Consider the following 25,233-nt stretch of genomic DNA (forward strand, 5'->3'; position numbering starts at 1 on the left):
TGGATGTTTAGATGTCCATGCGTTTAGAAGGTTATATGCAAACAACACAACAAAATGCGCCACTGAAGCGCACAATGAAAACGCGTCACCTGATTATGCTTTCCCTGGGCGGCGTGATTGGCACAGGATTATTCTTCAATACCGGGTACATCATTTCCACCACTGGAGCGGCGGGAACGCTGCTGGCCTATCTGATTGGCGCGCTGGTGGTCTGGCTGGTTATGCAGTGTCTGGGCGAGCTGTCGGTCGCGATGCCGGAGACCGGAGCGTTTCACGTTTATGCCGCGCGCTATCTTGGTCCGGCTACCGGGTATACCGTGGCCTGGCTTTACTGGCTGACCTGGACCGTGGCGCTGGGTTCGAGCTTTACCGCCGCTGGATTCTGTATGCAGTACTGGTTTCCACAGGTGCCGGTATGGGTCTGGTGCGTGGTGTTCTGCGCGATTATTTTTGGTCTGAATGTTATCTCCACGCGCTTTTTTGCCGAAGGGGAGTTCTGGTTCTCGCTGGTCAAAGTGGTCACTATCATCGCCTTTATCATCCTCGGTGGGGCGGCGATTTTCGGCTTTATTCCGATGCAGGATGGCTCGCCCGCGCCGGGGCTGAGTAATATCACGGCAGAAGGCTGGTTCCCGCACGGTGGCTTACCGATTTTGATGACTATGGTGGCAGTGAACTTTGCTTTTTCGGGGACCGAGCTTATCGGCATTGCCGCCGGTGAAACGGAAAACCCGCGCAAGGTTATCCCCGTGGCGATTCGTACCACCATTGCGCGGCTGATTATTTTCTTCATTGGCACCGTGTTTGTGCTGGCGGCGCTGATCCCGATGCAGCAGGCGGGCGTGGAGAAAAGCCCGTTTGTGCTGGTATTTGAGAAAGTAGGGATCCCGTACGCCGCTGATATTTTTAACTTCGTGATCCTGACAGCTATTCTTTCTGCAGCGAACTCCGGTTTGTATGCTTCCGGGCGCATGCTGTGGTCGCTGTCGAATGAACGTACGCTACCTGCCTGTTTTGCGCGAGTAACGAAAAACGGTGTACCGCTGACGGCGCTGTCGGTCAGTATGCTCGGTGGTGTGCTGGCGCTATTTTCCAGCGTGGTGGCCCCGGACACGGTATTTGTTGCGCTGTCGGCAATCTCCGGGTTTGCGGTGGTGGCGGTGTGGCTGAGCATCTGCGCCTCGCATTTTGTTTTTCGTCGCCGTCATCTGCAACAAGGTAAGGCATTGAGTGAATTACATTATCGCGCGCCGTGGTATCCGCTGGTGCCGGTATTAGGTTTTGTGCTGTGCCTGGTGGCCTGTGTAGGGCTGGCATTCGATCCAGCGCAGAGAATTGCGTTGTGGTGCGGGTTACCGTTTGTTGCGTTGTGCTATGGTGCTTATTTCCTTACTCAACCCCGAAACGCAAAACAGGAGCCAGAACATGTCGCAGAATAATCCGTTACGCGCTCTCCTTGATAAACAGGATATCCTGCTGCTGGATGGCGCGATGGCGACGGAGCTGGAAGCGCGAGGGTGTAACTTAGCCGACAGCCTGTGGTCAGCCAAAGTGCTGGTAGAAAACCCGGAGCTTATCCGCGAAGTGCATCTTGATTACTACCGGGCGGGGGCGCAATGCGCGATCACTGCCAGCTATCAGGCGACGCCGGCGGGCTTCGCCGCGCGAGGTCTGGATGAAGCGCAGTCGAAAGCGCTGATTGGCAAAAGCGTGGAGCTGGCGCGTAAAGCCCGTGAAGCGTATCTGGCAGAGAACCCGCAGGCAGGAACGCTGCTGGTGGCGGGATCCGTTGGGCCTTACGGCGCGTATCTGGCGGATGGCTCTGAATACCGTGGCGATTATCATTGTAGCGTTGAGGCGTTCCAGGCGTTTCATCGCCCGCGCATGGAAGCCTTGCTGGATGCCGGGGCCGATCTGCTGGCCTGCGAAACCCTGCCGAATTTTGCCGAGATTGAGGCGTTGGCTGAGCTGTTGACCGCATATCCGCGTGCGCGGGCGTGGTTCTCATTTACCCTGTGCGACAGCGAGCACCTGAGCGACGGTACGCCGCTGCGTGACGTGGTTGCGTTGCTGGCGGGTTATCCGCAGGTGGTGGCGCTAGGCATTAACTGCATTGCGCTGGAAAACACCACCGCTGCGTTGCAGCATTTACACGGTTTAACGGCGCTGCCGCTGGTGGTGTATCCGAACTCGGGCGAGCAGTACGATGCGGTGAGCAAAACCTGGCATCATCACGGTGAGCATTGCGCGCAACTGGCGGATTATCTGCCGCAGTGGCAGGCCGCTGGCGCACGGTTAATTGGCGGGTGCTGTCGCACCACGCCTGCGGATATCGCCGCGCTAAAAGCGCGAAGCTGAGAGTTTATCGGGCCTACTTCGTTCATTGTAGGCCTGATAAGCGCAGCGCATCAGGCATTGCCGGATGGCGGCACAAGCGCCTTATCCGGCTTACAAAGCCACAAAACGTTATGCCGCATCCGCCAGAACAAACATGCCGTACGGATGGATTTCGAGATAATACTGTTCGCCGACGTCCGGTTGCAGGCGCGTAGCGTTGACCTGCAATAAAATCTCCTGCCCGTGCCATTCCACCGTCACTTCATACTGCGGCCCCATATAGGCGACGTGGCGGATCACGCAGCGCTGGCTCTCCTCGCCGCGATCGCTGAGCGTGATCGCTTCCGGGCGCACACCGACCATCCCTTCGCCCTGCGTACCAAAGTGCAGCGGACGCGGCAGATGATAGCCGTAGATATCAACGTATCTGTCGCTGAAGGTAGCCGGGAACAGGTTGGCATCGCCCATAAAGCTCGCCATAAAGCGGGAGGCGGGCTGGCGGTAAAGATCCTGCGGTGAGCCGATCTGCATGATGTGTCCCTTGTTCATCACCAGCACGGTATCAGAAACCGCAAAGGCTTCGCTCTGATCGTGGGTGACGTACAGCGAGGTGATATCAAACTGCTTTTGCAGCTCGCGGATCTTGTCGCGCATGCTGCGACGCAGGTTGGCGTCGAGGTTACTCAACGGCTCATCAAACAGCAGCACTTTCGGCTTGAGGATTAGCGCGCGGGCCAGCGCCACGCGCTGCTGCTGACCGCCGGAGATCTGGTCGACAAAGCGGTCTTCGAATCCTTCCAGATCCACCATCGCCAGCGCCTCTTTGACGCGGGCTTTCAGCTCTGCGCGCGGTACGCCGAGCATTTTCAGGCCATAACCGACGTTCTCTCCCAGCGACATATGCGGGAACAGGGCATAGGACTGAAACACCATGCAGATATCGCGCTGCTGAATAGAGCGATGGGTGACGTCTTCGCCATCAATGAAAATTTGCCCTTCGCTCGGTTTTTCCAGCCCGGCAACCAGGCGCAAAATGGTGGTTTTGCCGCAGCCGGACGGGCCGAGCAGGGTTACCATTTGCCCCTGCGGGATGGTGAGGTTGATATTGTCGATTACCGTATTACTGCCAAATCGTTTAGTGACGTTGCGCAGTTCAACGAAATTTTTCTGAGTCATAGTGCGCTCCATTACGCCTGGTTTTTGGCTTTTGAACGGGAGGTACGTGATTCGCCGATCAGCCAGTCAAAGATGAAAATAATCGCCAGCATCACCACGATCAGAATGGAACCGTAGGCAATCGCTACACCGTATTCGCCATCTTCCACGCGGTTCAGGATGTAGGCCGTCGCTACGCGGGTATCCGGCGTGACGAGGAACACAATGGCGCTGACGGTGGTAATGGCGCGCACAAAGCTGTAAATCAGCGCCGAAAGGATCGCCGGGCGCAGCAGCGGCAGCAGGATATGCGTAATGGTCCGCAGCGAACCGGCGCGCAGGCTGAGCGAGGCTTCATCGAGCGATTTATCGATTTGGCCTAAGCCCGCGATGCCTGCGCGGATACCGACCGGGACGTTACGCATCACCATCGAGATAATGACGATGGCGGCGGTGCCGGTGAGATACACCGGGGCGCTGTTAAAGGCCAGAATGTACGATACGCCCGCGACGGTGCCCGGAACGGCAAAGCACAGCATGGTGGTGAACTCGATGGTCTTCTTGCCTTTAAACTGCTGGCGCACCACGATCCATGCGATCAGCAGGCCGAAGATCGCGGTGATCGGCGCGGCAATCCCGGCGTAGAGCAGGGTGTCGAGCAGTGAAGGCCACGCGCCGTCGCTCATCCCCTGACCGAACAGTTTGGTAAAGTTCGCCAGCGTCAGGGTGTAGTCCACGCCCCAGTTGACGGTGAAACTGCCGTAGAAAATGCTGCCGTAGAGCAGGGCGTTAAAGGCAATCCACACTGCCAGCAGTGCGACCACGCTCCATACCAGCGTCACAGGCAACGGCTGTACGTCGCCCCGGTAGGATTTGCCGGAAACGGTGACGTATGAGCGTTTACCAATCCACATATACTGCACGCAGAATACCAGCAGCGAGAACAGCAGCAGGAAGGCTCCCAACGTACTGGCGGCCTGGTAGTCGAGCTGCGAACCGGTGATGTAGAAGTAGATTTGCGTTGCCAGCACGTCGAAGTTACCGCCGAGCACCAGCGGGTTACTAAAGTCGGCCAGTGACTGCACCACTACGATTAAAAAAGCGTTCGCCAGTGCGGGTTTCAGCAGCGGGACAAACACGCCGTTAAAGGTCTGCCAGCGGCTGGCACGCAGGGTGTATGACGCTTCTTCCAGCGACGGATGAATGGTTTTGATTGCTCCGTCGAGGATCATAAACGCCATCGGCGTAAAGGCCAGAACCTGCGCCAGCCAGATGCCGGTAAAGCCATACAGCCAGTTGGTGTTGGTTAAACCAAACCATTCGACCATAAACTCGGTGATGTAACCGGAGCGTCCCATCATCAGCGTGACGCCTAAACCGACGACAAACGGCGGAGTGACGATCGGCAGAATCGAGAAGATACGTCCGATTATGGCGCTGCGTCTGGCGATACGGGTGGTGTAGATAGCCAGTACCAGACCAAAGAAGGTACAGCCGACGCCGACGGCAATCGACAGCATAATCGAGTTGAGGATCACCTGAATGATATGCGCCTGCGACAGCACATTCATAAATGCCAGCGGGGCAAATTCCCCGGCGTCGTTGGTGAACATCGGAATGAAAATGGCGATGCTTGGCCAGACGATAAAAATACCGATCAGCGCGACAATCGCGGTAAGCGAGCCGATGACGAAACGGTCACCGCCCAGCCATTCGAGGCGGGTGAGCGCCAGGGTCATGATTGCGCCAAGCGCCACAAACAGCACGATGGTGGCATAGCCTAAGCCGCGACCCTCAAGGGTGGCGCTGGCGACAATAAAGGCCATACAGAAAAATGCCCAACCCGCGTCAAGATAATGGCGGCTGCGCTGTTCGCGCCCGGCTTCATGGAATGGGCGCACCAGCAGCAGACTTGGCAGCAGATACCACAGCCAACTGATATTGAACTGCGACCAGCCGTAGGCGGCGAGTATTTCTTCCCGCGTTGACTCCAGCAGACCGTAGTCCAGGCTCCAGCTCGGCAGCAGGGCAAACGCCAGCCAGCCGAGCAAAACCCAAAGAAATATCGCATCCCGTTTTTTCACGGGATGGAGTGCAAGTGTGTGTGACATAGCGTTTCCGGTAATGTAGGCCGGGTAAGGCGTTTACGCCGCACCCGGCAAATGAACGCAACGTGGGCTTATTTACCCATCTTAACTTCGCTAACCCACTTATTGATCAACGCCTTACGTACGTCAGTCGAGCCGTACTTATCCATGTCGTAATTGATAAGCTTCAGGTCGTCGAGCTTCAGCGAGTTAGGGGAGGTCTCGGCGGTGGTGTTGGTCAGGATCTGATAGGATTTGCCTTTCTTCCACGCCAGCTCCTGCGCGTCTTTTGACAGCACCCAGTCAACGAACAGTTTGGCATTGTCGACGTTGCGCGCACCTTTCAGGATGCTGACGCCGCCGATTTCATAACCGGTGCCTTCGCATGGAGAAATCAGTTCCAGCGGTGCGCCCTGTTCTTTTTCCAGCGAGTAGTCGTGCAGGAAGCCGATGCCGATAGCCGTTTCACCGCGGGCAGCGTTACGCGCCGGGGCAATGCCGGATTTGGTGTATTGAGAGACGTTGGCGTTGAGCTGTTTCAGGTAATCAAAGGCCTGATCTTCGCCCCACAGTTGAGCAAAGGTCGCCAGCGCGGTGTAGGCGGTACCGGAGCTTTGCGGGTCAGCAATCTGGATTTCGCCCTTGTATTCCGGTTTGGTCAGATCCTTCCAGCATTTTGGCACCGGCAGGTTTTTCTCTTTCAGGCGCTGGGTATTAACGCCAAAGCCCAGAATACCGACGTAAACCGCCGAAGAGAGGTTACCTTTGACCTTTGCGGGATCGCGGAATTTCTCCATGATCTGTTCGAGGTTTGGTGATTTATACGGCTGTAGCAGACCCATTTCACCGGCCTGAGATTGTGGATCCAGCGTACCGCCGTACCACACATCCGCCTGCGGGTTTTTCTTCTCTGCATCCACTTTCGCCAGCGTACTGCCCGAGCCGTTGCGAATGAATGAGGTTTTCACATCATATTTTTCACCGAAGGCTTTGGTTTCGGTTTCGCACATCTCGTTGGTGGCACTGCAATACACCACCAGGCGGCCCTGCGCCTGGGCTGCGTTGCTGAAGGCCGCCAGCGTCAGAGCGGAAGCAATCAGGGTAGAGGTAAGCGTCAGTTTCATTGTTTTATCCTTTGACTGAGAGAAGGGGTAATGCCCGCAATGAGCAACGGCATCAGCAATAAACCCATAAAGACAGCGGCAACCGAGAGCAAACTGAACATTCCCGACCAGCCGTAATGTTCTATGACCAACGACAGCGGCCAACCCGCCAGCGCGGCCCCCAGATAGGCGAAAAGCCCGAGAAAACCGGTAATTGAACCTGCCGCCGCTTTGTGTCCGCATTCAACGGCTGCGAGGCCAATTAGCATCTGTGGGCCAAACACAAAAAAGCCCACGGTAAAGAAACACACTGCCAGTAACGCGTAGTGGTGCACTGGTGCCAGCCACAGTGCGGCGACGGAAACCATCAGCCCCAGCGTGAACAGCAAAATCATCGGCGCACGTTGACCGCTGAACAGCAGATCCGATCCCCATCCGGCAAACAGCGCCCCCAGCAAGCCGCCAACTTCAAACAGCATCACCGTGGCATTGGCGCTGAGCAGATTCACGCCGTGGCTTTCCGTCAGCCAGATATTGCCCCAGTCGTTGAGCGCAATGCGGATCAAGTAGACCAATACATACGACACGCCGAGCAACCAGATCATCGGGTTTTTCAGCATGGTGGTGCGCAACATTTGCCACAGCCCCATCGGCGGGCTTTGCTGCTCCTGGCGTAGCTCCAGCGGGTCATGCCGCCATTCCCCAACCGTGGGTAATCCTTCTTCCTGGGGCGTGCCTTTCAATTGCAGGGTGAGCCAGATTCCCAATGCCATGCTGATTATCCCCGGTGCCAGCATGGCTGCCTGCCAGCCCCACCAGTGGGCGGCAAAAGCGCTAATCAGCGGGATAATGGCGCCACCGATATTGATCGACATATTCCAGCAGCCCCACCAGAAGCCACGTTCGTTGCGCGAGTACCAGTGGGTCAGTAGTCGGGCACAGGGCGGCCAGCCCCAGCCCTGAAAAAATCCGTTCAGCGTCCAGACCACCAGCAGCAGCGTCAGCGATTCCCCAAAGGCGAACAGCACGTTTAAAACGCCGGTAGCAAACAGGCCAATTCCCATAAATGCCCGCTGTCCGTGGCTGTCGTGCCACAGCCCAGCGGTAAATTTCGACAAACCATAGGTCAGATAAAACAGTGACCCAAGCAGGCCGATATCGCCTTTATCCAGACCCAGATCCGTTTGCAGTGCCGGGAGGACGTAGTTAACGCTTTTGCGCGTCAGATAAAACGCGGCGTAACCAATTACCATACACATCAGCAGCCGGGGGCGTAGCGCCCGGTATTGTTGGTCTGTTTCGCTGGCTGAGCGTGTATGCATGGCAGTCTCCGTTTGTGCTGACTATAGGAAAGTGAAAGCAAAAGGGGATGAGAGAAAGTCCGCAGTGACTAAGACTTTTTCCTGGTTAGCGGCTGGTTTGTTGCAAATTTGTGGGCAGGTTAACAATTACCCGCGTGCCGTTGTTTGATTCGAGCGTCAGTTCACCGCCAAGGGCGCTCACCCGTTCACGCATCCCCTGGATACCGAAACCGGGGATTTTTTCTGGCAGAATACCAACGCCGTTGTCAGCGACGTCCAGAAACAAGCAATGTTCCCGCTGTCGCAGCGTAATCGACACATCGCTGGCATCGGCATGTTTGCATACGTTATTGAGTAACTCCTGCAACAGGCGATACAGCGTGAAGCGCACCGTTTCGTTTTCTGGCGTATTCTCTAGCTGATAATCAAAGCGGCAGCGAATACCCCGCTCAGCAAAAGCAAATTCATTCACCAGATGATGTAGTGCATCTTTAAAAGACAGTTCATCGAGCGCGGGTGGGCGCAGCTGACGAAGTAGCTGGCGGGTCGAATGGTGAATACGCCGGGCCAGGTTGTTGATCTGATTTGCTGCTTCGAGCGTTTGCTCAGGGCCTGGCGCGCGTTTGACCAGTTGCGACTGAATTTGAATGGCGGTGATGTTCTGACCAATTTCGTCGTGCAGTTCCCGCGCCAGGCTTTTGCGCGTGTTTTCTTCGGTGCGGATCAGCTGTTCGGTCAGCGCGCGACGCGCCGCCAGTTCGGTTTCCAGACGCTGGCGATAATGGTGCAAATTTTGCGCCAGATGCTGCTGGCGGCTGATGGCGATCCCCAGCCCGATGCCGAGCAGCGCCTGGGTGGCGAGGAAAATCTCCAGCTCCAGTAAGTTACTGAACCCGACGCCGATTTGCCGGGCGATGGTGATCATCATACTGCCGAGCAATCCTGACAACACGCCGCCCTGCCAGCCAAATTTCCACGCCATCACCACGTTCGGTAAGAACACCACGATCAGCAACAGGCGCTCGATCTCCGGCGACAGCACCATCTGAGTACCGATGCCAATAATAAAAAACAGGCTACACCAGATGATAAGCGAGGTGCGCAGTGGGGGATTGGTGGTATCCAGCCCGAGCAGATGATAGCGGTGCTGTTGGCGCAGAAATTCATAGATCAGATAGACAAACGGCGTCAGCAACACGCCGCCGGTAAACGACGCCAGGCCAATCAACGTTGCCGGGCTCTGGATAAACGGTGAAAGCAGGGCGGTATTGAGCAATGAGGTGAGCGTTACGGCGGCCAGCAGCAGCGTTAAGCGTTGCCAGTAAAGGGGAAAGCGGTGCCAGTATGACTGGCCGATGCTCGCCGGAATCAGGCTAATTAACGGCGCAGCCAGCAGGATATAGCCATTCAGTAATTGCTCGCTGTGCAGCCAGAACAACATTAGCAGGGGGGGCAGCACCAGTGCGGGCCAGTAACGGCGAGAAAGCAGAATTAACAGCGCGAGATAGACGCCGTGCGGCAGAAATAGCGCCGCCTGCTGGCCGTTGTGGGTCAGGTAAAACCCCAGCGTCCACAGCATCAGCCAGCCCGATCCCCAGGCCAGCAGAATAAACAGAGAAATAACCCAATGCCGAAGGTTACGCGACATTAATGCCCCGTTAATAGCTGGTGGTCGAGGGCAAAATGCACCAGATCGATGGTGCTGTGGCATTGCAGTTTGCCCAGCACGTTCGCCCGATGAACGTGCACCGTCTTGTGGCTGAGGTCGAGCTTGAAGGCGATCTCTTTTACGCTGTCGCCTTTGACCAACAGATCAAAAACTTCACGCTCGCGCGGGGTCAGAACTTCCAGGACCTGCGCGGGCTGCTCGCCGCCGCGTAGTGCCCGTAAAGCATCGGCGCACAGGTAATGACCGCCCATACCTACCGAGCGTACCGCCTGCACCAGTTCTTCCGGGCCGCAGCGTTTGGTCAGGTAACCGCTGGCACCAGCGTCCAGCGCGCTTTGCACAAACGTGGGCGAGTCATAAATGCTGAGAATGATGGCGCGAAAACCGGGCTTTTGCGCCCGCAGTCGTTTTAACAGGCTCAGACCATTTTCATCCGGCATGGCGATATCCATTACCGCGACGCTGACGTCATCATGCAGAAGTGCAGACCAGGCCTCCGCTGCGCTGCTGTACTGACCGGTAACGTTAAGATCGTCTTCGAGACTGAGTAATTGCGCAAAGCCGGAACGCACCACCACATGGTCATCCACCAGCACAACATGAATCATGATATTGCTCTCTTGCCTGACAATGGTCTCTATGATGCCTGCCATCACCGCGCTGGCAATCACCGTGGCGCGGATATGTAACGAATGTAACAAAATCGCAATAATTTGCCGGGTGTTATAGCGAGTGTAGGCCTGATAAGCGCAGCGCATCAGGCATATGATTACCGGATGGCGGCGCAAGCGCCTTATCCGGCCTACGTTCTGTAATGAGCGAAATAGCTAACTATTGCCGCTTTTTTTCTAAAAACAGATCGCTATTAACCAGAATTTTTAATTCCTTTATCAAATTGTGCCGCAACGAAATACTGCCTCCATAACAAGACAGGGGAGCAGACAATCATGGCTATTTCATCGCGTAACGCACTTCTTGCCGCACTGGCATTCATCGCATTTCAGGCGCAGGCGGTGAACGTCACCGTTGCTTATCAGACCTCCGCCGAACCTGCCAAAGTGGCGCAGGCGGACAACACCTTTGCCAAAGAGAGCGGGGCGACCGTTGACTGGCGCAAATTCGACAGCGGCGCGAGCATCGTTCGTGCGCTGGCATCCGGTGATGTGCAGATCGGTAATCTTGGCTCCAGCCCGCTGGCGGTCGCTGCCAGCCAGCAGGTGCCTATTGAGGTTTTCCTACTGGCATCAAAGCTCGGCAATTCTGAAGCGCTGGTGGTGAAGAAAAACATCAGTAAACCGGAAGATTTGATTGGCAAACGCATTGCCGTGCCGTTTATTTCCACCACCCATTACAGCCTGCTGGCGGCGTTGAAACATTGGGGGATTAAACCCGGCCAGGTGGAGATTGTGAACCTGCAACCACCGGCGATTATTGCCGCATGGCAGCGCGGAGATATTGATGGTGCGTATGTCTGGGCACCTGCGGTCAATGCGTTGGAAAAAGACGGTAAGGTGTTAACGGACTCCTCACAGGTTGGCGAGTGGGGAGCACCGACGCTTGACGTGTGGGTGGTGCGCAAAGATTTTGCCGAGAAGCATCCTGAGGTGGTGAAAGCCTTTGCCAAAAGCGCTATCGATGCCCAGCAGCCTTATATCGCTAATCCTGATGAATGGCTGAAGCAGCCGGAGAATATCAGCAAACTGTCGCGTTTGAGCGGCGTACCGGAGGCGGATGTACCGGGGCTGGTGAAAGGTAACACTTACCTGACACAGCAACAGCAAACCGCTGAGCTAACCGGCCCAGTGAACAAAGCGATTATCGACACCGCGCAGTTCCTTAAAGAGCAGGGCAAAGTCCCCGCTGTCGCGACAGATTACAGCCAGTACGTTACCGATCGCTTCGTGCAATAAATAAGGAGGCGATGATGCTGCAAATCTCTCATCTTGCCGCCAGCTACGCTGGAAAACCGGCGCTGGAGGATATCAACCTGACGCTCGATAGTGGTGAACTGCTGGTGGTACTCGGGCCTTCCGGTTGCGGGAAAACCACGCTGTTAAATCTGATTGCCGGGTTTGTGCCGTATCAGCATGGCAGCATCACGCTGGCGGGTAACAGTGTTGACGGTCCGGGGGCAGATCGCGGGGTCGTTTTCCAGAATGAAGGTCTGCTGCCCTGGCGTAACGTGCAGGACAACGTGGCTTTTGGTCTGCAACTGGCGGGCGTGGACAAGCAGCTGCGCCAGCGTATTGCCCTGGATATGTTGCAGAAAGTCGGGCTGGAGGGCGCGGGAAAACGCTTTATCTGGCAGCTTTCCGGTGGACAACGTCAGCGTGTCGGCATTGCGCGGGCGCTGGCGGCCAACCCGCAGCTGTTGCTGCTGGATGAACCTTTTGGCGCGCTCGACGCCTTTACTCGCGAGCAGATGCAAACCCTGCTGCTGAAGCTGTGGCATGAGACCGGTAAACAGGTGCTGCTGATTACCCACGATATTGAAGAAGCAGTATTTATGGCGACAGAACTGGTATTGCTGTCCCCAGGCCCTGGCCGGGTACTGGAGCGTCTGCCGCTCAATTTTGCCCGTCGCTTTGTGGCCGGAGAGTCGAGCCGCAGCATTAAGTCCGATCCGCAGTTTATCGCCATGCGCGAGTACGTGTTAGGTCGTGTCTTTGAACAACGGGAGGCATTCTCATGAGCGTGGTGATTAATGATAAACCCCGTCGCCAGCGGGTGCTGAACTGGCGTTGGCCGTTTTCGCGACAGATTACCTTAAGCCTCGGTACGCTGGCCGTCATTCTGGCGGTGTGGTGGACGGTGGCGGCGCTGCAGTTAATCAGTCCGTTGTTTTTACCGCCACCGGGACAGGTTTTACAAAAGCTGCTCGTCATTGCCGGGCCGCAAGGGTTTATGGATGCAACGCTGTGGCAGCATCTGGCGGCGAGTCTGACGCGTATTGTTATCGCGCTGCTGGCGGCGGTGCTGCTGGGCGTTCCGGTTGGGATCTCGATGGGGCTGAGTCCTACGATGCGCGGCATTCTCGATCCGATCATTGAACTGTATCGTCCGGTTCCTCCCCTGGCCTATTTACCGCTGATGGTCATTTGGTTTGGCATCGGTGAAACCTCCAAGATCCTGCTGATCTATCTGGCGATTTTCGCCCCTGTGGCGATGTCGGCGCTGGCGGGGGTGAAAAGTGCGCAGCAGGTGAGAGTGCGCGCCGCACAGTCGCTGGGGGCCAGCCGTGCGCAGGTGCTGTGGTTTGTTATTTTGCCGGGGGCATTACCGGAGATCCTCACCGGGTTACGCATTGGGCTTGGCGTGGGTTGGTCGACGCTGGTGGCAGCTGAACTGATCGCGGCCACGCGAGGGTTAGGATTTATGGTGCAGTCAGCCGGTGAGTTTCTGGCAACGGATGTGGTGCTGGCAGGGATCGCGGTCATTGCCGTTATCGCATTTATTTTAGAACTGGGTCTGCGCGCGATTCAGCGTCGCCTGACGCCCTGGCATGGAGAAGTACAATGAGTGAACGTTTGAGCATTACCCCGCTGGGGCCGTATATTGGCGCACAAATCACTGGTGCGGATTTAACGCGTCCGCTGAGCGATAATCAGTTTGAACAGCTTTATCACGCGGTACTGCGCCACCAGGTGGTGTTTCTGCGTGAGCAGGTGATTACGCCGCAACAGCAGCGCGCACTGGCGCTGCGTTTCGGCGATCTGCATATTCATCCGGTCTATCCGCATGCCGAAGGGGTAGAGGAAATTATCGTGCTGGATACCCATAACGATAATCCGCCGGATAACGATAACTGGCACACCGATGTGACCTTTATCGACACGCCGCCTGCCGGGGCGATTCTGGCTGCAAAAGAGCTGCCATCGACCGGGGGAGACACCCTGTGGATCAGTGGGATTGCCGCTTATGATGCGTTGTCTGAGCCGTTTCGCCAGTTGCTGAGCGGCCTGCGGGCAGAACATGATTTTCGTAAATCATTTCAGGAATATAAATACCGCAAGACGCCAGAGGAGCATCAGCGCTGGCTGGAAGCGGTGGCGAAGCATCCGCCCCTGTTGCATCCGGTGGTGCGTACGCATCCGGTGAGCGGGAAGCAGGCGCTATTCGTGAATGAAGGATTTACCACGCGAATTGTCGATGTCACGGAAAAAGAGAGCGAGGCGTTACTGAGTTTTTTATTCGCGCATATCACTAAACCGGAGTTTCAGGTGCGCTGGCGTTGGCAGCCCAACGATGTGGCGATTTGGGATAATCGCGTGACGCAGCATTATGCGAATGCGGATTATCTGCCACAGAGGCGCATTATGCACCGGGCGACAATTTTGGGAGACAAGCCGTTTTATCGGGCGGGATGATTGCCGGCGGCGTTTGACTTACCGGGCCTACGATCTGTAGGCCGGATAAAGCGAAACCGCCATCCGGCAACAATGTGATTAGCGCAGGATTTTTTTCTCAGCCAGATCCAGTGCGAAGTAGCTGAAGATCAGATCCGCGCCAGCGCGTTTGATCGAGCCTAAGCTTTCCAGAACCACTTTCTCTTCATCTATTGCACCTGCCATCGCCGCAAATTTGATCATCGCGTATTCACCGCTGACCTGATAAGCGCCAATCGGAAGCTCGGTGCGCTCGCGGATATCACGCAGAATATCGAGATACGCGCCTGCCGGTTTCACCATCAGGCAGTCTGCTCCCTGGGCTTCATCCAGCAGCGATTCGCGAATCGCTTCCCGACGGTTCATCGGGTTCATTTGATAGGTTTTACGATCGCCTTTCAGCGCGGTGCCTGCGGCTTCACGGAACGGGCCGTAGAAAGAAGAGGCAAACTTGGTGGAGTAGGACATGATCGCGGTATCGGTGAAGCCCGCGGCGTCCAGCGCCTGGCGAATAGCCTGTACCTGGCCGTCCATTGCGGCGGAAGGGGCGATGAAATCTGCGCCCGCTGCTGCGGCAACGACTGCCTGTTTGCCGAGGTTAGCAAGGGTTAAGTCGTTATCAACGCCGTGTTCGCATAATACGCCGCAGTGACCGTGCGAGGTGTATTCACAGAAACAGGTGTCGGACATGACGATCATTTCTGGTACGGTCTGCTTACAGATACGCGACATGCGCGCCACCAGACCGTCTTCTTTCCAGGCATCGCTGCCGGTCTCATCGGTGTGATGAGAAATCCCGAAGGTCATGACCGAGCGGATACCGGCATTAGCAATACGTTCGATTTCGCGCGCCAGGTGTTTCTCTGGAATGCGCATCACGCCGGGCATGGCGTCGATAGCTTTGTAATCGTCGAGTTCTTCTTCAACAAAGATCGGCAACACCAGGTCATTTAAGCTGAGTGTTGTCTCTTCAAACATAGCGCGCAGCGCAGGGGATTTGCGCAGGCGACGAGGGCGTTGGATTAGGTCTGTCATGGTATGCCTGATGTTTGTGGAATCGAAGGCCGTAGTATACCCGAACCTGAGGGCGAGGGGTTTACGAAAGTTGGCGTTATGCCGAGGTTATGGTGATGTTATCAATGCGTGGTATTATGTATTATCTCTATTTTTGCAATTATGACTATTTTAAATAGTGATTAGTTTTATGGTGAATTTAGTTTAGTTTAATTTTTAATTAAGTGGCGGGATTTAACGGTATTTATTTGCTGACGTTTGATTTTTAAGTTAATCATAAATTTAATATATTGTTTTGCCAGTGTCTTTGCCTGTAACTGTCTAAAATAGAAATGATTTTTACGTTTGTTTGCTGTTTCGAATAATTTGCATGTCTATTGTCCGTAATCGGACTTAAGCCAAAGAATAATTGAACCTTTCCTTTGTGAAACCGCATAATCCTTCCCGCGAAACATAAAATGTTTTCTTTGCATTGATAATTGATGGATCAACTATATTACGTCCCTGAGGAGGGATGACAAATGCACACTTGGAAAAAGAAGCTTGTAGTATCACAATTAGCATTAGCCTGCACTTTGGCAATCACTTCTCAGGCGAATGCTTCAACTGATATCTCTGGGACCACCTACACAACGTTTGCTCATTATAATGACGCATCTTATGCGGATGGCGTCTATTATGATGGATATGTCGGTTGGAACAATTACGATACCGATAGTATTTATAACGGTGATATTTATCCGGTAATCAATAACGCCACTGTCAACGGCGTTATTTCTACTTATTATCTGGATGATGGGCTGTCTACTAACACCAATAACAACAGCCTGACCATTAAAAACAGCACCATTCACGGTATGGTGACATCCGAATGTATGACCACGGATTGTACTAACCGTACGGGTACTGACTATTACTATGATCGCCTGGCGATGAACGTCATCAACTCAACTATCGATGACAACTACGAACATTATACCTACAACGGTACGTATAATGACGCAGCTGACACGCACGTTGTCGACGTTTATAACCTGGGTACGGCTATCACGCTGGATCAAGAAGTTGATCTGTCTATCTCCGCCAACTCTCACGTCGCTGGCATTACCCTGACTCAGGGTTACGAGTGGGCAGATATTGACGATAATACCGTCAGCACTGGCGTAAACAGCAGTGAAGTATTTAACAACACTATCGCTGTCAGCGATTCTACCGTGACCTCTGGCTCATGGTCTGACGAAGGTACCACCGGCTGGTTTGGTAACACCAGCAATGCAAGCGACTACAACGGTAATGGCTGGAACGCTGACGATATTGCATTAGCGGTTATTGCACATCCGGATGCGGATAACGCGATGCAGACCACTGCCACGTTTGATAATTCCACGCTGATGGGTGACGTGCTGTTCTCCAGCAACTTCGATGAGAACTTCTTCCCGAACGGCGCTGACACTTATCGTGATACCGATGCTGACCTGGATACCAATGGTTGGGACGGTACTGACCGTCTGGATCTGACCCTGAACAATGGCAGTAAGTGGGTCGGTGCGGCAATGTCTGTGCACCAGGTTGACACCGATGGTGACGGAGTTTATGACAGCTACGCTGCAGGCACTGAAGCCACCGCTACTCTGATCGACATCACCGCTAACAGCCTGTGGCCGGATTCAACCTACGGAATCGATAGCGACACAACTTCTTATGACGAAAATGGTCATGTAGTTGGCAACGCTGTCTACCAGAGCGGCCTGTTCAACGTCACGCTGAACGGTGCTTCACAGTGGGATACCACCAAAACTTCCCTGATTGATACCCTGAGCATCAACAGCGGTTCGGTTGTCAACGTGGGTGATTCTATCCTGATCTCCGACACTATTGGCCTGACCGGTGGTTCTGCACTGAACATCAACGAAGATGGTCATGTTGCAACAGATACTCTGTCTATCGACAACAGTACTGTAACGATTGCTGACGACGTATCTGCTGGCTGGAGTGTAGGTAGTGCTGCGCTGTATGCAAACACCATTAACGTCACCAACAACGGTGTTCTGGATGTGGGTAACAGTACCGGTAATGCGCTGCAGGTTGATACCCTGAATCTGACCAGCTACACCGACGCTTATAACCATGTTAACGCGGGTGTTTTCGACATCAACAGCAACAACTATGTGCTGGATGCTGACTTGACCAACGATCGCACTAACGATGAATCTCAGTCTAACTACGGTTATGGCGTGATCGCGATGAACTCTGATGGTCATCTGACTATCAACGGTAACGGCGATTCCGACACCTCAGGCGATCAGTCTGAAGTTGATAACTATGGTGACCATGTAGCGGCGGCAACCGGTAACTACAAAGTCCGCATCGACAACGCTACTGGCGCAGGTTCTGTTGCGGATTACAAAGGTAACGAGCTGGTCTACGTTAACGACGCGAACAGCACTGCGACCTTCTCTGCAGCCAACAAAGCTGACCTGGGTGCTTACACCTATCAGGCACAGCAGCAGGGTAACACCGTTGTTCTGCAGCAGATGGAACTGACAGACTACGCGAACATGGCGCTGAGCATTCCGTCTGCTAACACCAATATCTGGAACCTGGAACAAGATACCGTTGGTACTCGTCTGACTAACGCGCGTCATGGTCTGGTTGATAACGGTGGTGCATGGGTTAGCTACTTCGGTGGTAGCTTCGATGCAGATAATGGCACCATTAACTACGATCAGGATGTTAACGGCATCATGGTCGGTGTTGATTCCAAAATTGATGGTAACAACGCTAAGTGGATTGTCGGTGCTGCAGCAGGCTTCGCGAAAGGTGATATGAGCGACCGTACCGGTCAGGTGGATCAGGATAGCCAGACTGCCTACATCTACTCTTCTGCTCACTTTGCCAACAACATCTTTGTTGACGGTAACTTAAGCTACTCTCACTTCAACAACGATTTGACTGCTAACATGAGCAACGGTCAGTATGTTGATGGCAGCACCTCATCTGACGCCTGGGGCTTTGGCCTGAAACTGGGTTATGACCTGAAGCTGGGTGATGCAGGTTACGTAACGCCATACGGCAGCGTATCCGGTCTGTTCCAGTCTGGTGATGATTATAAGCTGAGCAACGACATGAAAGTTGATGGTCAGTCTTATGACAGCATGCGCTATGAACTCGGTGTAGATGCAGGTTATACCTTCGCCTACAGCGACGACCAGGCGCTGACCCCGTACTTCAAACTGGCCTACGTTTACGATGACTCTAACAACGATTCTGACGTAAACGGCGACTCTATCGACAACGGTGTAGAAGGTTCTGCGGTACGTGTTGGACTGGGTACTCAGTTCAGCTTTACCAAAAACTTCAGCGCATACACCGATGCTAACTACCTCGGTGGTGGCGATGTTGATCAAGACTGGTCTGCAAATGTTGGTGTTAAATATACCTGGTAAGACATCTCTTGTTGTTAAAGAAAAGATAATCTAACTCAGAAAAATGCCCGTCACGGATTTGACGGGCATTTATTGCAAGGAATGCCCAAATGTTGTCTGCAAATAAACCGCTTGTGGAATTTGGTAAGCTTGATAAATGTTTGTCAAAATATGGCAAACACTTTGAGTGTGATAACGATAAAGAAATAATTTATTCCAGTGATATAAACAGTGACGATACCTTTATCATTTTAAATGGTGTAATTTCCCTGAGGCGAGGGGAGAATGTGCTGGTCGGTATTGCGCAGGCACCGTTTATTATGGGGCTTTCAGATGGTGTGATAAAAACAGATATACAATACAGATTAATCACAGAAAGCGATTGTACGGGATACCATCTACCTGCCTCGCAAACAATTAATATAATTGAAGAGTGCCAGCTTTGGCGTGAAGCTTTTTGTTGGTTGGCATGGCAAAACTCCATGCTTGAATTACGCGATCTGCAGTTGATCGGCAACAACTCCTACGATCAGATCCGCGCGACATTGATCTCTATGACGAAATGGGATGAAGCCCTTCGTTCACGCATTGGCGTTATGAACTATATTCACCAACGCACACGAATTTCACGCTCGGTTGTCGCTGAGGTTCTCGCGGCATTGCGCAAAGGCGGTTACATTGAAATGAATAAAGGCAAACTGGTGTGCATTAACCGTTTGCCTTTTGAGTATTGAATCAGGATGCAGGAATGACCTGTGGCTTGTACCCGCTCAATTCTGCAACCAGTTCGTTGATACCGTCGCTCATATTGGTAAAACGGGTCAGCGGAGAGCGCGTCACTACGACAAATGCCCCAACGTTTTGCTGTGGGATCATCGCCATATAGGTAATGAAGCCACCGCCGCCACCGGTTTTTTGAATAATTCCCGGTCTGCCATTCTTCGGCGCCATGTAGACCCAGCCCAAACCAAGCGCATCGGCTCTGCCTGGAACGTCCATTCCCACCACTTTAGTTAACTGCGTACGCTGGTAAATCAGCGTCTGCATCCGGTCGGCCTGCTGGCTACGATGATAAAAGTCAGAAGAGAGATACTGCTGCATCCAGCGCATCATATCGCCAGGCGTTGAATAAACGCCGCCGCTACCCATCGCTGCCAGCGTATTGTTACAAGGGCTGGCACCTTTTTCCGCGACCATCAGGCGTCGGCACTGATCGGGTGATGGCGTAAAGGTGGTGTCTTTCATCCCCAGCGGACGGGTGATTTTTTCTTCAAACAGCTGCGGATAAGGCTTACCTGACGCGGTACCCAGCGCATCGGCCAGCAGATCAAACGCCAGGTTGGAATAAGAAGCCTGCGATCCTGGCGCGGCTTTAAGCGTAGCCGTTGAGAGATAGCTCCAGCGCTGCTCGCGGGTTGGCCAGACAAACACCGGCCGTTTGGCTGCCCCGCCTGGCTGTTCGCGCGGTAGTGCGCTGGTATGTGTCGCCAGATTCACCAGCGTAATTGGTGTTCCTTGATAAGTGGGTACGCGTGCGCCAGGTGGTGCATATTTACTCAATGGATCGTTGAGTTTGACCGTGCCTTGATCGAGTAATTTCACCAGCATTTCGCTGGTCATTAATTTGGTAATTGAGGCAATGCGGATTACGGAATCCAGTTGCGGGTGAACATTATTGCCGGGGCGTGTTTCACCAAAACTGCGAAATACACGCTGATTACCATCAATCACCACGAGCGCCATCCCCGTAGCACCACTGCCGTAAAATATATGGTCGGCATAACGATCAACGATATCAGAGGCGAAGACCGGATCGGTTATAGGCTGTGCCGCCTGGACAGATGTCAATGACGCCGCACACAGCGCGGCAGAAAAAAGCAGACTACGTTTCAACGGTGGTGTCCATGAGTTAGAGAAAGTGAAAAAGGATGTCGTGCGTATGCGTATTTATACTACTCATCGGCGTATTGCAAAGCGCTTATCAACCAATGATAGTGGGAAAAACGTAACGATGAGTAAACACAGGAGTTTCCTGGATTGCGGATGTTCGCTTTTGTGATCTCACGCTGTGATAATCTGCACATACTGGAACGTTGTCGAGTGTGAAAACCACAGAAACAATTCTTCATAACCGAGGTGCGAACTAAGTGCCTCGGTTTTGGTCACAATTGTCGGTTTCAGCTTGTGTTTTTGGGCGTAAGCCGTCTGGCCTCCGCACTCTACGGTGGCAAATGCACAGCAGTCGTCATAACGATAAGAAGTTAGCAGGAGAGCACTATGTTTAAGTCTTTTTTCCCAAAGCCGGGGCCGTTCTTTATTTCGGCATTTATTTGGGCACTCGTCGCCGTTGTATTCTGGCAAGCAGGTGGGGGAGCCTGGGTTGCACATATTACCGGCGCGTCGGGAGACGTACCTATTAGCGCAGCGCGTTTCTGGTCGTTGGATTACCTGATTTTTTATGCGTACTACATTCTTTGTGTCGGGGTGTTCGCGCTGTTCTGGTTTCTCTACAGCCCACACCGCTGGCAGTACTGGTCTATTCTTGGCACATCGCTGATTATTTTTGTGACCTGGTTTCTGGTTGAAGTCGGTGTCGCTGTCAACGCCTGGTATGCGCCATTTTATGACCTGATTCAAACTGCGCTCAGCGCACCACACAAGGTGAAGATTGAGCAGTTCTATCATGAAGTGGGCATTTTTCTCGGTATTGCGCTGATAGCCGTAGTCATTGGCGTGATGAACAACTTCTTCGTCAGCCACTATGTGTTCCGCTGGCGTACCGCGATGAACGAACACTATATGGCGCACTGGCAGCATTTGCGTCACATCGAAGGCGCAGCGCAGCGTGTGCAGGAAGACACCATGCGTTTTGCTTCTACGCTGGAAGATATGGGCGTCAGCTTTATCAACGCGATTATGACGCTGATTGCCTTCCTGCCTGTACTGGTTACGCTCTCTGCCCATGTTCCTGACCTGCCGATTGTTGGACATGTGCCTTATGGCCTGGTGATTGCCGCGATTGTCTGGTCGCTGATGGGAACCGGTTTACTGGCCGTGGTCGGGATAAAACTTCCCGGGCTGGAGTTTAAAAACCAGCGCGTGGAAGCGGCCTATCGTAAAGAATTGGTGTATGGCGAAGATGATGGCAACCGTGCGACGCCACCGACGGTGCGTGAACTGTTCCATGCGGTACGGCAAAACTACTTCCGCCTCTATTTTCACTATATGTACTTCAATATCGCCCGTATTCTTTACCTGCAGGTTGATAACGTTTTCGGTTTGTTCCTGCTGTTTCCGTCAATTGTTGCCGGTACGATTACGCTCGGTTTGATGACGCAAATCACCAACGTGTTTGGCCAGGTGCGCGGCTCGTTCCAGTATCTGATTAACTCCTGGACAACGTTAGTGGAACTGATGTCTATTTATAAGCGTCTGCGCAGCTTTGAACGAGAGCTTGATGGTCAGGATATTCAGGAAGTTACCCATACGCTGAGTTAATAATAAGGAGATGTTATGTCGACGGTTTCCCGTCTTTACCCCTTGTCTGGTCTGGCAGCACTGGTGCTGGTGGGATGTAGTAGCCAACCCGCGCAGCCGCTAAAAAAGGGGGAGAAAGCCGTCGATGTGGCGAGCGTGGTGCGCCAGAAAATGCCCGCCAGCGTGAAAGACCGGGACGCGTGGGCGCAGGATTTGGCAAAGACCTTTGAAAGCCAGAAGCTGGCACCGACGGTTGAAAACATCTGTTCGGTGCTGGCGGTAGCGCAGCAGGAGTCAAACTTCCAGGCCGATCCGGCTGTTCCTGGTTTAAGCAAAATAGCCTGGAAAGAGATTGATCGTCGCGCAGAACGCATGCATATCCCGCTGTTTGTCGTGCATACCGCGCTAAAGATTAACTCGCCAACGGGGAAAAGCTACAGCGAGCGTCTGGATACGGTGAAGACGGAAAAACAGCTTAGCGCTATCTTTGATGATTTCATCAACATGGTGCCGATGGGGCAGACATTGTTTGGATCGCTTAATCCGGTACATACCGGTGGTCCAATGCAGGTCAGTATCGCGTTTGCTGAGCAGCACACCAGCGGGTATCCGTGGAAAATGGCGGGGACGGTACGTCAGGAAGTGTTTAGCCGCCGTGGTGGGCTGTGGTTTGGTACATATCATCTGCTCAATTACCCGGCGAATTACAGTGCGCCAATCTTCCGCTTCGCCGATTTTAATGCCGGATGGTATGCGAGCCGCAATGCAGCTTTCCAGAATGCGGTCAGTAAAGCCAGCGGAGTGAAGCTGGCGATGGATGGGGATCTGATTCTCTATGGCAGCAGTGAGCCGGGCAAAACGGAGCTGGCGGTACGTAAACTGGCCGGGAAGCTAGGGATGAGCGAGAGTGAGATCCGCCGTCAACTGCAAAAAGGTGACAGCCAGGCCTTTGAAGAGACCGCACTGTACGAGAAGGTCTACAAGCTGGCGGAAGCGAAGACCGGGAAAGCGCTTCCTCGTGAAATGCTGCCGGGCATTCAACTGGAAAGCCCGAAGATCACGCGTAATCTAACTACCGCATGGTTTGCTAAACGCGTGGACGATCGTCGGGCGAAGTGTATGAGTCAGTCATCTTTATGATGACGGTGACGCCAGCGCATGATCGCCGCGATGGCACCAAGAATCAGGCTTCCTACCAGGAAGGGGATCAGTCCAAAGAGAGTACCGACGCCTAAACCGATTTCGACCCGCGGGCGTCCTGTCTCTTGCATTTGCAGCTGCATCAGTTCTTCATAGATGCCGGGTGCGTGGGCCAACAGATTTAAAATCTGTGCACCCGCCCAGAAGCAAAACAGCACAAATACGGCATACGCAATGTTGCCGGGCAGGGAGGAGGGATCCCGATGCTTGCCCTTAAACAGGGATTTTGAGAGCGTAAAATCAGCCATAAAGACCTCCGGAAATAACCTGCTTTTTTTGACGTAATGCCTGGAACTGAGAGTGAGTCTGACAGGTGATCGGCAATGTCAATATCAGAATGATGGTAATTTCAGGTAGAGATTATTCCTGGATTTCGGTTTTTTGTTGATGGTCACAATTATGTAACCTTAAGTGAAACTGAGTTACATTTAAGAAATTCCGCACAGACCACAGACGCCCTCGGGGAAATGTGCGAGGATGCCTCCCTGTGTTGTATTTTCACCGGAGCTGTTATGAACCTGCCTGTAAAAATCCGCCGAGACTGGCACTACTATGCTTTCGCTATTGGGCTTATCTTTATTCTGAATGGCGTGGTGGGGTTATTAGGTTTTGAAGCGCAGGGATGGCAAACCTATGCGGTGGGGCTGGTGACCTGGGTGATTAGCTTTTGGCTGGCCGGATTAATCATCCGTCGCCGCGTTGAAGATGATGAAGCAAAGGATGCCCAATAGCTCTATCAGGCATCCTGACGGGTTTACATACTGGTTTTCAGCGCGCTATCTGCAGCATGGCGTTCCAGTGCCAGTTCGATCAGGCGAGTGATCAAATCGGTATAGCCTAAACCGCTCGCCTGCCACAGTTTCGGATACATACTGATGTTGGTAAAGCCAGGCAGCGTGTTGATCTCATTGATCACAACGTCGTTTTCAGCAGTTAAGAAGACGTCCACGCGCGCCATGCCGGCACAGCCCAGAGTCTGGTAGGCCTGAATGGCGATTTCGCGGATCTTATCGTTAATCTCTGGCGCAATTGCTGCCGGAACGACAACTTTGGCACCGTTATCGTCAATGTATTTAGTGTCGTAAGCGTAAAAATCGCTGTTCAGCACGATCTCACCACAGGTACTGGCCTGCGGATGATCGTTGCCCAGTACCGCACATTCGATCTCGCGGCCTTTGATCCCTTGCTCCACAACGACTTTATGATCGAATTCAAATGCCAGCGCGACGGCTTGATCGTATTGGGCTTCGCTGGTTACTTTACTGACGCCAACGGACGATCCCTGGTTGGCCGGTTTTACAAACAGCGGCAGACCCAGGCGGGATTCTACTTCGGCAAAGCTGATGCTGTTGCGATTCGCGCGAGTGAGAGTAATAAATGGCGCGATGTTTAACCCGGCATCACGCAGCAGACGTTTGGTCACGTCTTTATCCATACAGGCAGCAGAACCCAGCACATCAGAACCGACAAACGGCAGGTTCGCCACGCGCAGCATGCCCTGCAGAGAGCCATCTTCACCCAAAGTACCGTGTACGATTGGGAAAATAACATCGACCGTCGGCAGTGGTTGACCGTTTTGTGCATCGATCAACTGGTGCTCTTGTTTACCGGGTACCTGCGCCAGGCTGGTTTCAGAAGGCCGCAGCGCAATATGCGCCGGATCGTCTGAATTGAGCAGATAGCTACTGGCATCGCTGACGTGCCATTGCCCTTGTTTATCAATACCTAACAGCACAACGTCAAAGCGAGTCTTGTCGATGGCATCGACAATATTTTTTGCCGATTGCAATGACACTTCATGTTCCGCTGATTTACCACCAAATACGATTCCTACCCGCAACTTTGCCATCTTAAAAACCCATTCCATGAATGCAAAGCACATACATTACCACGACAAAACGCAGGTTTCCTCGGCTTCTGGCAGATTGTTTTGGCGAATGACAGGGGATTAGAAGGGGACATACACGCAGATCGCGCGGGAAGCACAATCCCCTGTTTGTATTATGGGTTTGATGTGAGCTATATCACAAATATGATGAGCGGGAAGATAAAATCCTAAACTGTGATTTATCGCACCTGT

The 25,233-nt window shown here is 53.4% G+C and carries 21 protein-coding genes; 11 read left to right on the plus strand and 10 right to left on the minus strand.

The window, feature by feature from the left end:
* Positions 1 to 35 precede the first annotated feature (35 nt).
* Positions 36 to 1,439, plus strand: a complete 1,404-nt coding sequence (gene mmuP / locus OGY71_RS08815) for an S-methylmethionine permease (RefSeq protein WP_001373486.1) — start codon at positions 36 to 38, stop codon at positions 1,437 to 1,439.
* Positions 1,426 to 2,358: a homocysteine S-methyltransferase gene (mmuM, locus tag OGY71_RS08820; protein WP_206159838.1), complete on the plus strand. Its 933-nt coding sequence runs from the start codon at positions 1,426 to 1,428 to the stop codon at positions 2,356 to 2,358. The genes mmuP and mmuM overlap by 14 nt, the downstream gene beginning before the upstream one ends.
* 108 nt (positions 2,359 to 2,466) lie before the next feature.
* On the opposite strand, the gene fbpC is transcribed toward mmuM, so the two are convergent.
* The 6 genes from fbpC to OGY71_RS08850 all read right to left on the minus strand — a co-directional run bounded on the left by fbpC (position 2,467) and on the right by OGY71_RS08850 (position 10,260).
* Positions 2,467 to 3,513 carry a ferric ABC transporter ATP-binding protein gene (gene fbpC, locus OGY71_RS08825; RefSeq protein ID WP_003830930.1) on the minus strand — a complete coding sequence of 349 codons (1,047 nt, stop codon included), beginning with the start codon at positions 3,511 to 3,513 and terminating at the stop codon, positions 2,467 to 2,469.
* 11 nt (positions 3,514 to 3,524) lie between these two features.
* The gene (locus OGY71_RS08830) at positions 3,525 to 5,603 is read right to left on the minus strand and encodes an ABC transporter permease (RefSeq protein ID WP_063941285.1); all 2,079 of its coding nucleotides are present in this window, start codon (positions 5,601 to 5,603) and stop codon (positions 3,525 to 3,527) included.
* A 68-nt stretch (positions 5,604 to 5,671) separates the two neighbouring features.
* Entirely contained in the window at positions 5,672 to 6,703 is a 1,032-nt protein-coding gene (locus tag OGY71_RS08835) for an ABC transporter substrate-binding protein (RefSeq protein WP_003830932.1), read from the minus strand.
* Entirely contained in the window at positions 6,700 to 8,004 is a 1,305-nt protein-coding gene (uhpC, locus tag OGY71_RS08840; protein ID WP_003830933.1) for an MFS transporter family glucose-6-phosphate receptor UhpC, read from the minus strand. The genes OGY71_RS08835 and uhpC overlap by 4 nt, the downstream gene beginning before the upstream one ends.
* An 85-nt stretch (positions 8,005 to 8,089) precedes the next feature.
* Positions 8,090 to 9,631, minus strand: coding sequence for an MASE1 domain-containing sensor histidine kinase (locus OGY71_RS08845; RefSeq protein ID WP_003830934.1), 1,542 nt, complete (start codon positions 9,629 to 9,631; stop codon positions 8,090 to 8,092).
* Complete coding sequence (locus tag OGY71_RS08850) at positions 9,631 to 10,260, minus strand: response regulator transcription factor (RefSeq protein ID WP_003830935.1); 630 nt, start codon at positions 10,258 to 10,260, stop codon at positions 9,631 to 9,633. The genes OGY71_RS08845 and OGY71_RS08850 overlap by 1 nt, the downstream gene beginning before the upstream one ends.
* Positions 10,261 to 10,599: 339 nt before the next feature.
* On the opposite strand from OGY71_RS08850, the gene tauA reads away from it, so the two are divergent.
* The 4 genes from tauA to tauD are packed head-to-tail and all read left to right on the plus strand — an operon-like array spanning position 10,600 to position 14,019.
* Positions 10,600 to 11,562: a taurine ABC transporter substrate-binding protein gene (gene tauA / locus OGY71_RS08855; protein ID WP_200920734.1), complete on the plus strand. Its 963-nt coding sequence runs from the start codon at positions 10,600 to 10,602 to the stop codon at positions 11,560 to 11,562.
* A 14-nt stretch (positions 11,563 to 11,576) separates the two neighbouring features.
* The gene (gene tauB, locus OGY71_RS08860; protein WP_149335061.1) at positions 11,577 to 12,344 is read left to right on the plus strand and encodes a taurine ABC transporter ATP-binding subunit; all 768 of its coding nucleotides are present in this window, start codon (positions 11,577 to 11,579) and stop codon (positions 12,342 to 12,344) included.
* Complete coding sequence (gene tauC, locus OGY71_RS08865) at positions 12,341 to 13,171, plus strand: taurine ABC transporter permease TauC (RefSeq protein WP_063941287.1); 831 nt, start codon at positions 12,341 to 12,343, stop codon at positions 13,169 to 13,171. Before tauB ends, tauC begins: the two co-directional genes overlap by 4 nt.
* Positions 13,168 to 14,019: a taurine dioxygenase gene (gene tauD / locus OGY71_RS08870; protein WP_193135097.1), complete on the plus strand. Its 852-nt coding sequence runs from the start codon at positions 13,168 to 13,170 to the stop codon at positions 14,017 to 14,019. The genes tauC and tauD overlap by 4 nt, the downstream gene beginning before the upstream one ends.
* A 78-nt stretch (positions 14,020 to 14,097) precedes the next feature.
* Here the strand turns inward: tauD and hemB are convergent, their stop codons facing one another.
* Positions 14,098 to 15,072, minus strand: a complete 975-nt coding sequence (hemB, locus tag OGY71_RS08875; protein ID WP_003830941.1) for a porphobilinogen synthase — start codon at positions 15,070 to 15,072, stop codon at positions 14,098 to 14,100.
* Positions 15,073 to 15,572: 500 nt separating this feature from the next.
* Here hemB and ehaB point away from each other — a divergent pair, with 500 nt between their 5' ends.
* Complete coding sequence (gene ehaB, locus OGY71_RS08880; protein WP_191219550.1) at positions 15,573 to 18,497, plus strand: autotransporter adhesin EhaB; 2,925 nt, start codon at positions 15,573 to 15,575, stop codon at positions 18,495 to 18,497.
* A gap of 89 nt (positions 18,498 to 18,586) precedes the next feature.
* Positions 18,587 to 19,210: a hydrogen peroxide resistance inhibitor IprA gene (gene iprA / locus OGY71_RS08885; RefSeq protein ID WP_003830944.1), complete on the plus strand. Its 624-nt coding sequence runs from the start codon at positions 18,587 to 18,589 to the stop codon at positions 19,208 to 19,210.
* A gap of 1 nt (position 19,211) precedes the next feature.
* Here iprA and ampH read toward each other — a convergent pair whose 3' ends face one another.
* Positions 19,212 to 20,369: a D-alanyl-D-alanine-carboxypeptidase/endopeptidase AmpH gene (gene ampH, locus OGY71_RS08890; RefSeq protein WP_003830945.1), complete on the minus strand. Its 1,158-nt coding sequence runs from the start codon at positions 20,367 to 20,369 to the stop codon at positions 19,212 to 19,214.
* Between the two features lie 384 nt (positions 20,370 to 20,753).
* On the opposite strand from ampH, the gene sbmA reads away from it, so the two are divergent.
* Together sbmA and OGY71_RS08900 are read left to right on the plus strand one after the other, a co-directional pair.
* Entirely contained in the window at positions 20,754 to 21,974 is a 1,221-nt protein-coding gene (sbmA, locus tag OGY71_RS08895; protein ID WP_003021430.1) for a peptide antibiotic transporter SbmA, read from the plus strand.
* 15 nt (positions 21,975 to 21,989) lie between these two features.
* Complete coding sequence (locus OGY71_RS08900; RefSeq protein WP_126319069.1) at positions 21,990 to 23,093, plus strand: DUF1615 domain-containing protein; 1,104 nt, start codon at positions 21,990 to 21,992, stop codon at positions 23,091 to 23,093.
* Here the strand turns inward: OGY71_RS08900 and OGY71_RS08905 are convergent.
* Entirely contained in the window at positions 23,078 to 23,401 is a 324-nt protein-coding gene (locus tag OGY71_RS08905) for a DUF2755 family protein (protein WP_003830948.1), read from the minus strand. The genes OGY71_RS08900 and OGY71_RS08905 overlap by 16 nt on opposite strands.
* A 264-nt stretch (positions 23,402 to 23,665) precedes the next feature.
* Between OGY71_RS08905 and OGY71_RS08910 the strand changes: the two genes are divergently transcribed.
* Positions 23,666 to 23,884, plus strand: a complete 219-nt coding sequence (locus tag OGY71_RS08910) for a DUF2754 domain-containing protein (protein ID WP_003830949.1) — start codon at positions 23,666 to 23,668, stop codon at positions 23,882 to 23,884.
* A 23-nt stretch (positions 23,885 to 23,907) separates the two neighbouring features.
* Here OGY71_RS08910 and ddlA read toward each other — a convergent pair whose 3' ends face one another.
* Positions 23,908 to 25,002, minus strand: a complete 1,095-nt coding sequence (ddlA, locus tag OGY71_RS08915) for a D-alanine--D-alanine ligase (protein WP_032934537.1) — start codon at positions 25,000 to 25,002, stop codon at positions 23,908 to 23,910.
* Positions 25,003 to 25,233: the final 231 nt, after the last annotated feature.

This window comes from Citrobacter sp. Cpo109, from assembly GCF_030332565.1.
GTDB classification, from domain to species: Bacteria; Pseudomonadota; Gammaproteobacteria; order Enterobacterales; family Enterobacteriaceae; genus Citrobacter; species Citrobacter portucalensis.

Bases quoted from the DNA above. Each gene is read 5' to 3' on its own strand.
- tauA (WP_200920734.1), top strand. From the start codon at position 10,600: ATGGCTATTTCATCGCGTAACGCACTTCTTGCCGCACTGGCATTCATC.
- OGY71_RS08835 (WP_003830932.1), bottom strand. From the start codon at position 6,703: ATGAAACTGACGCTTACCTCTACCCTGATTGCTTCCGCTCTGACGCTG.
- OGY71_RS08900 (WP_126319069.1), top strand. From the start codon at position 21,990: ATGTCGACGGTTTCCCGTCTTTACCCCTTGTCTGGTCTGGCAGCACTG.
- tauB (WP_149335061.1), top strand. From the start codon at position 11,577: ATGCTGCAAATCTCTCATCTTGCCGCCAGCTACGCTGGAAAACCGGCG.
- hemB (WP_003830941.1), bottom strand. From the start codon at position 15,072: ATGACAGACCTAATCCAACGCCCTCGTCGCCTGCGCAAATCCCCTGCG.
- OGY71_RS08905 (WP_003830948.1), bottom strand. From the start codon at position 23,401: ATGGCTGATTTTACGCTCTCAAAATCCCTGTTTAAGGGCAAGCATCGG.
- tauC (WP_063941287.1), top strand. From the start codon at position 12,341: ATGAGCGTGGTGATTAATGATAAACCCCGTCGCCAGCGGGTGCTGAAC.
- uhpC (WP_003830933.1), bottom strand. From the start codon at position 8,004: ATGCATACACGCTCAGCCAGCGAAACAGACCAACAATACCGGGCGCTA.
- fbpC (WP_003830930.1), bottom strand. From the start codon at position 3,513: ATGACTCAGAAAAATTTCGTTGAACTGCGCAACGTCACTAAACGATTT.
- tauD (WP_193135097.1), top strand. From the start codon at position 13,168: ATGAGTGAACGTTTGAGCATTACCCCGCTGGGGCCGTATATTGGCGCA.
- OGY71_RS08910 (WP_003830949.1), top strand. From the start codon at position 23,666: ATGAACCTGCCTGTAAAAATCCGCCGAGACTGGCACTACTATGCTTTC.
- ddlA (WP_032934537.1), bottom strand. From the start codon at position 25,002: ATGGCAAAGTTGCGGGTAGGAATCGTATTTGGTGGTAAATCAGCGGAA.
- mmuM (WP_206159838.1), top strand. From the start codon at position 1,426: ATGTCGCAGAATAATCCGTTACGCGCTCTCCTTGATAAACAGGATATC.
- iprA (WP_003830944.1), top strand. From the start codon at position 18,587: ATGTTGTCTGCAAATAAACCGCTTGTGGAATTTGGTAAGCTTGATAAA.
- sbmA (WP_003021430.1), top strand. From the start codon at position 20,754: ATGTTTAAGTCTTTTTTCCCAAAGCCGGGGCCGTTCTTTATTTCGGCA.
- ehaB (WP_191219550.1), top strand. From the start codon at position 15,573: ATGCACACTTGGAAAAAGAAGCTTGTAGTATCACAATTAGCATTAGCC.
- OGY71_RS08845 (WP_003830934.1), bottom strand. From the start codon at position 9,631: ATGTCGCGTAACCTTCGGCATTGGGTTATTTCTCTGTTTATTCTGCTG.
- mmuP (WP_001373486.1), top strand. From the start codon at position 36: ATGCAAACAACACAACAAAATGCGCCACTGAAGCGCACAATGAAAACG.
- OGY71_RS08830 (WP_063941285.1), bottom strand. From the start codon at position 5,603: ATGTCACACACACTTGCACTCCATCCCGTGAAAAAACGGGATGCGATA.
- OGY71_RS08850 (WP_003830935.1), bottom strand. From the start codon at position 10,260: ATGATTCATGTTGTGCTGGTGGATGACCATGTGGTGGTGCGTTCCGGC.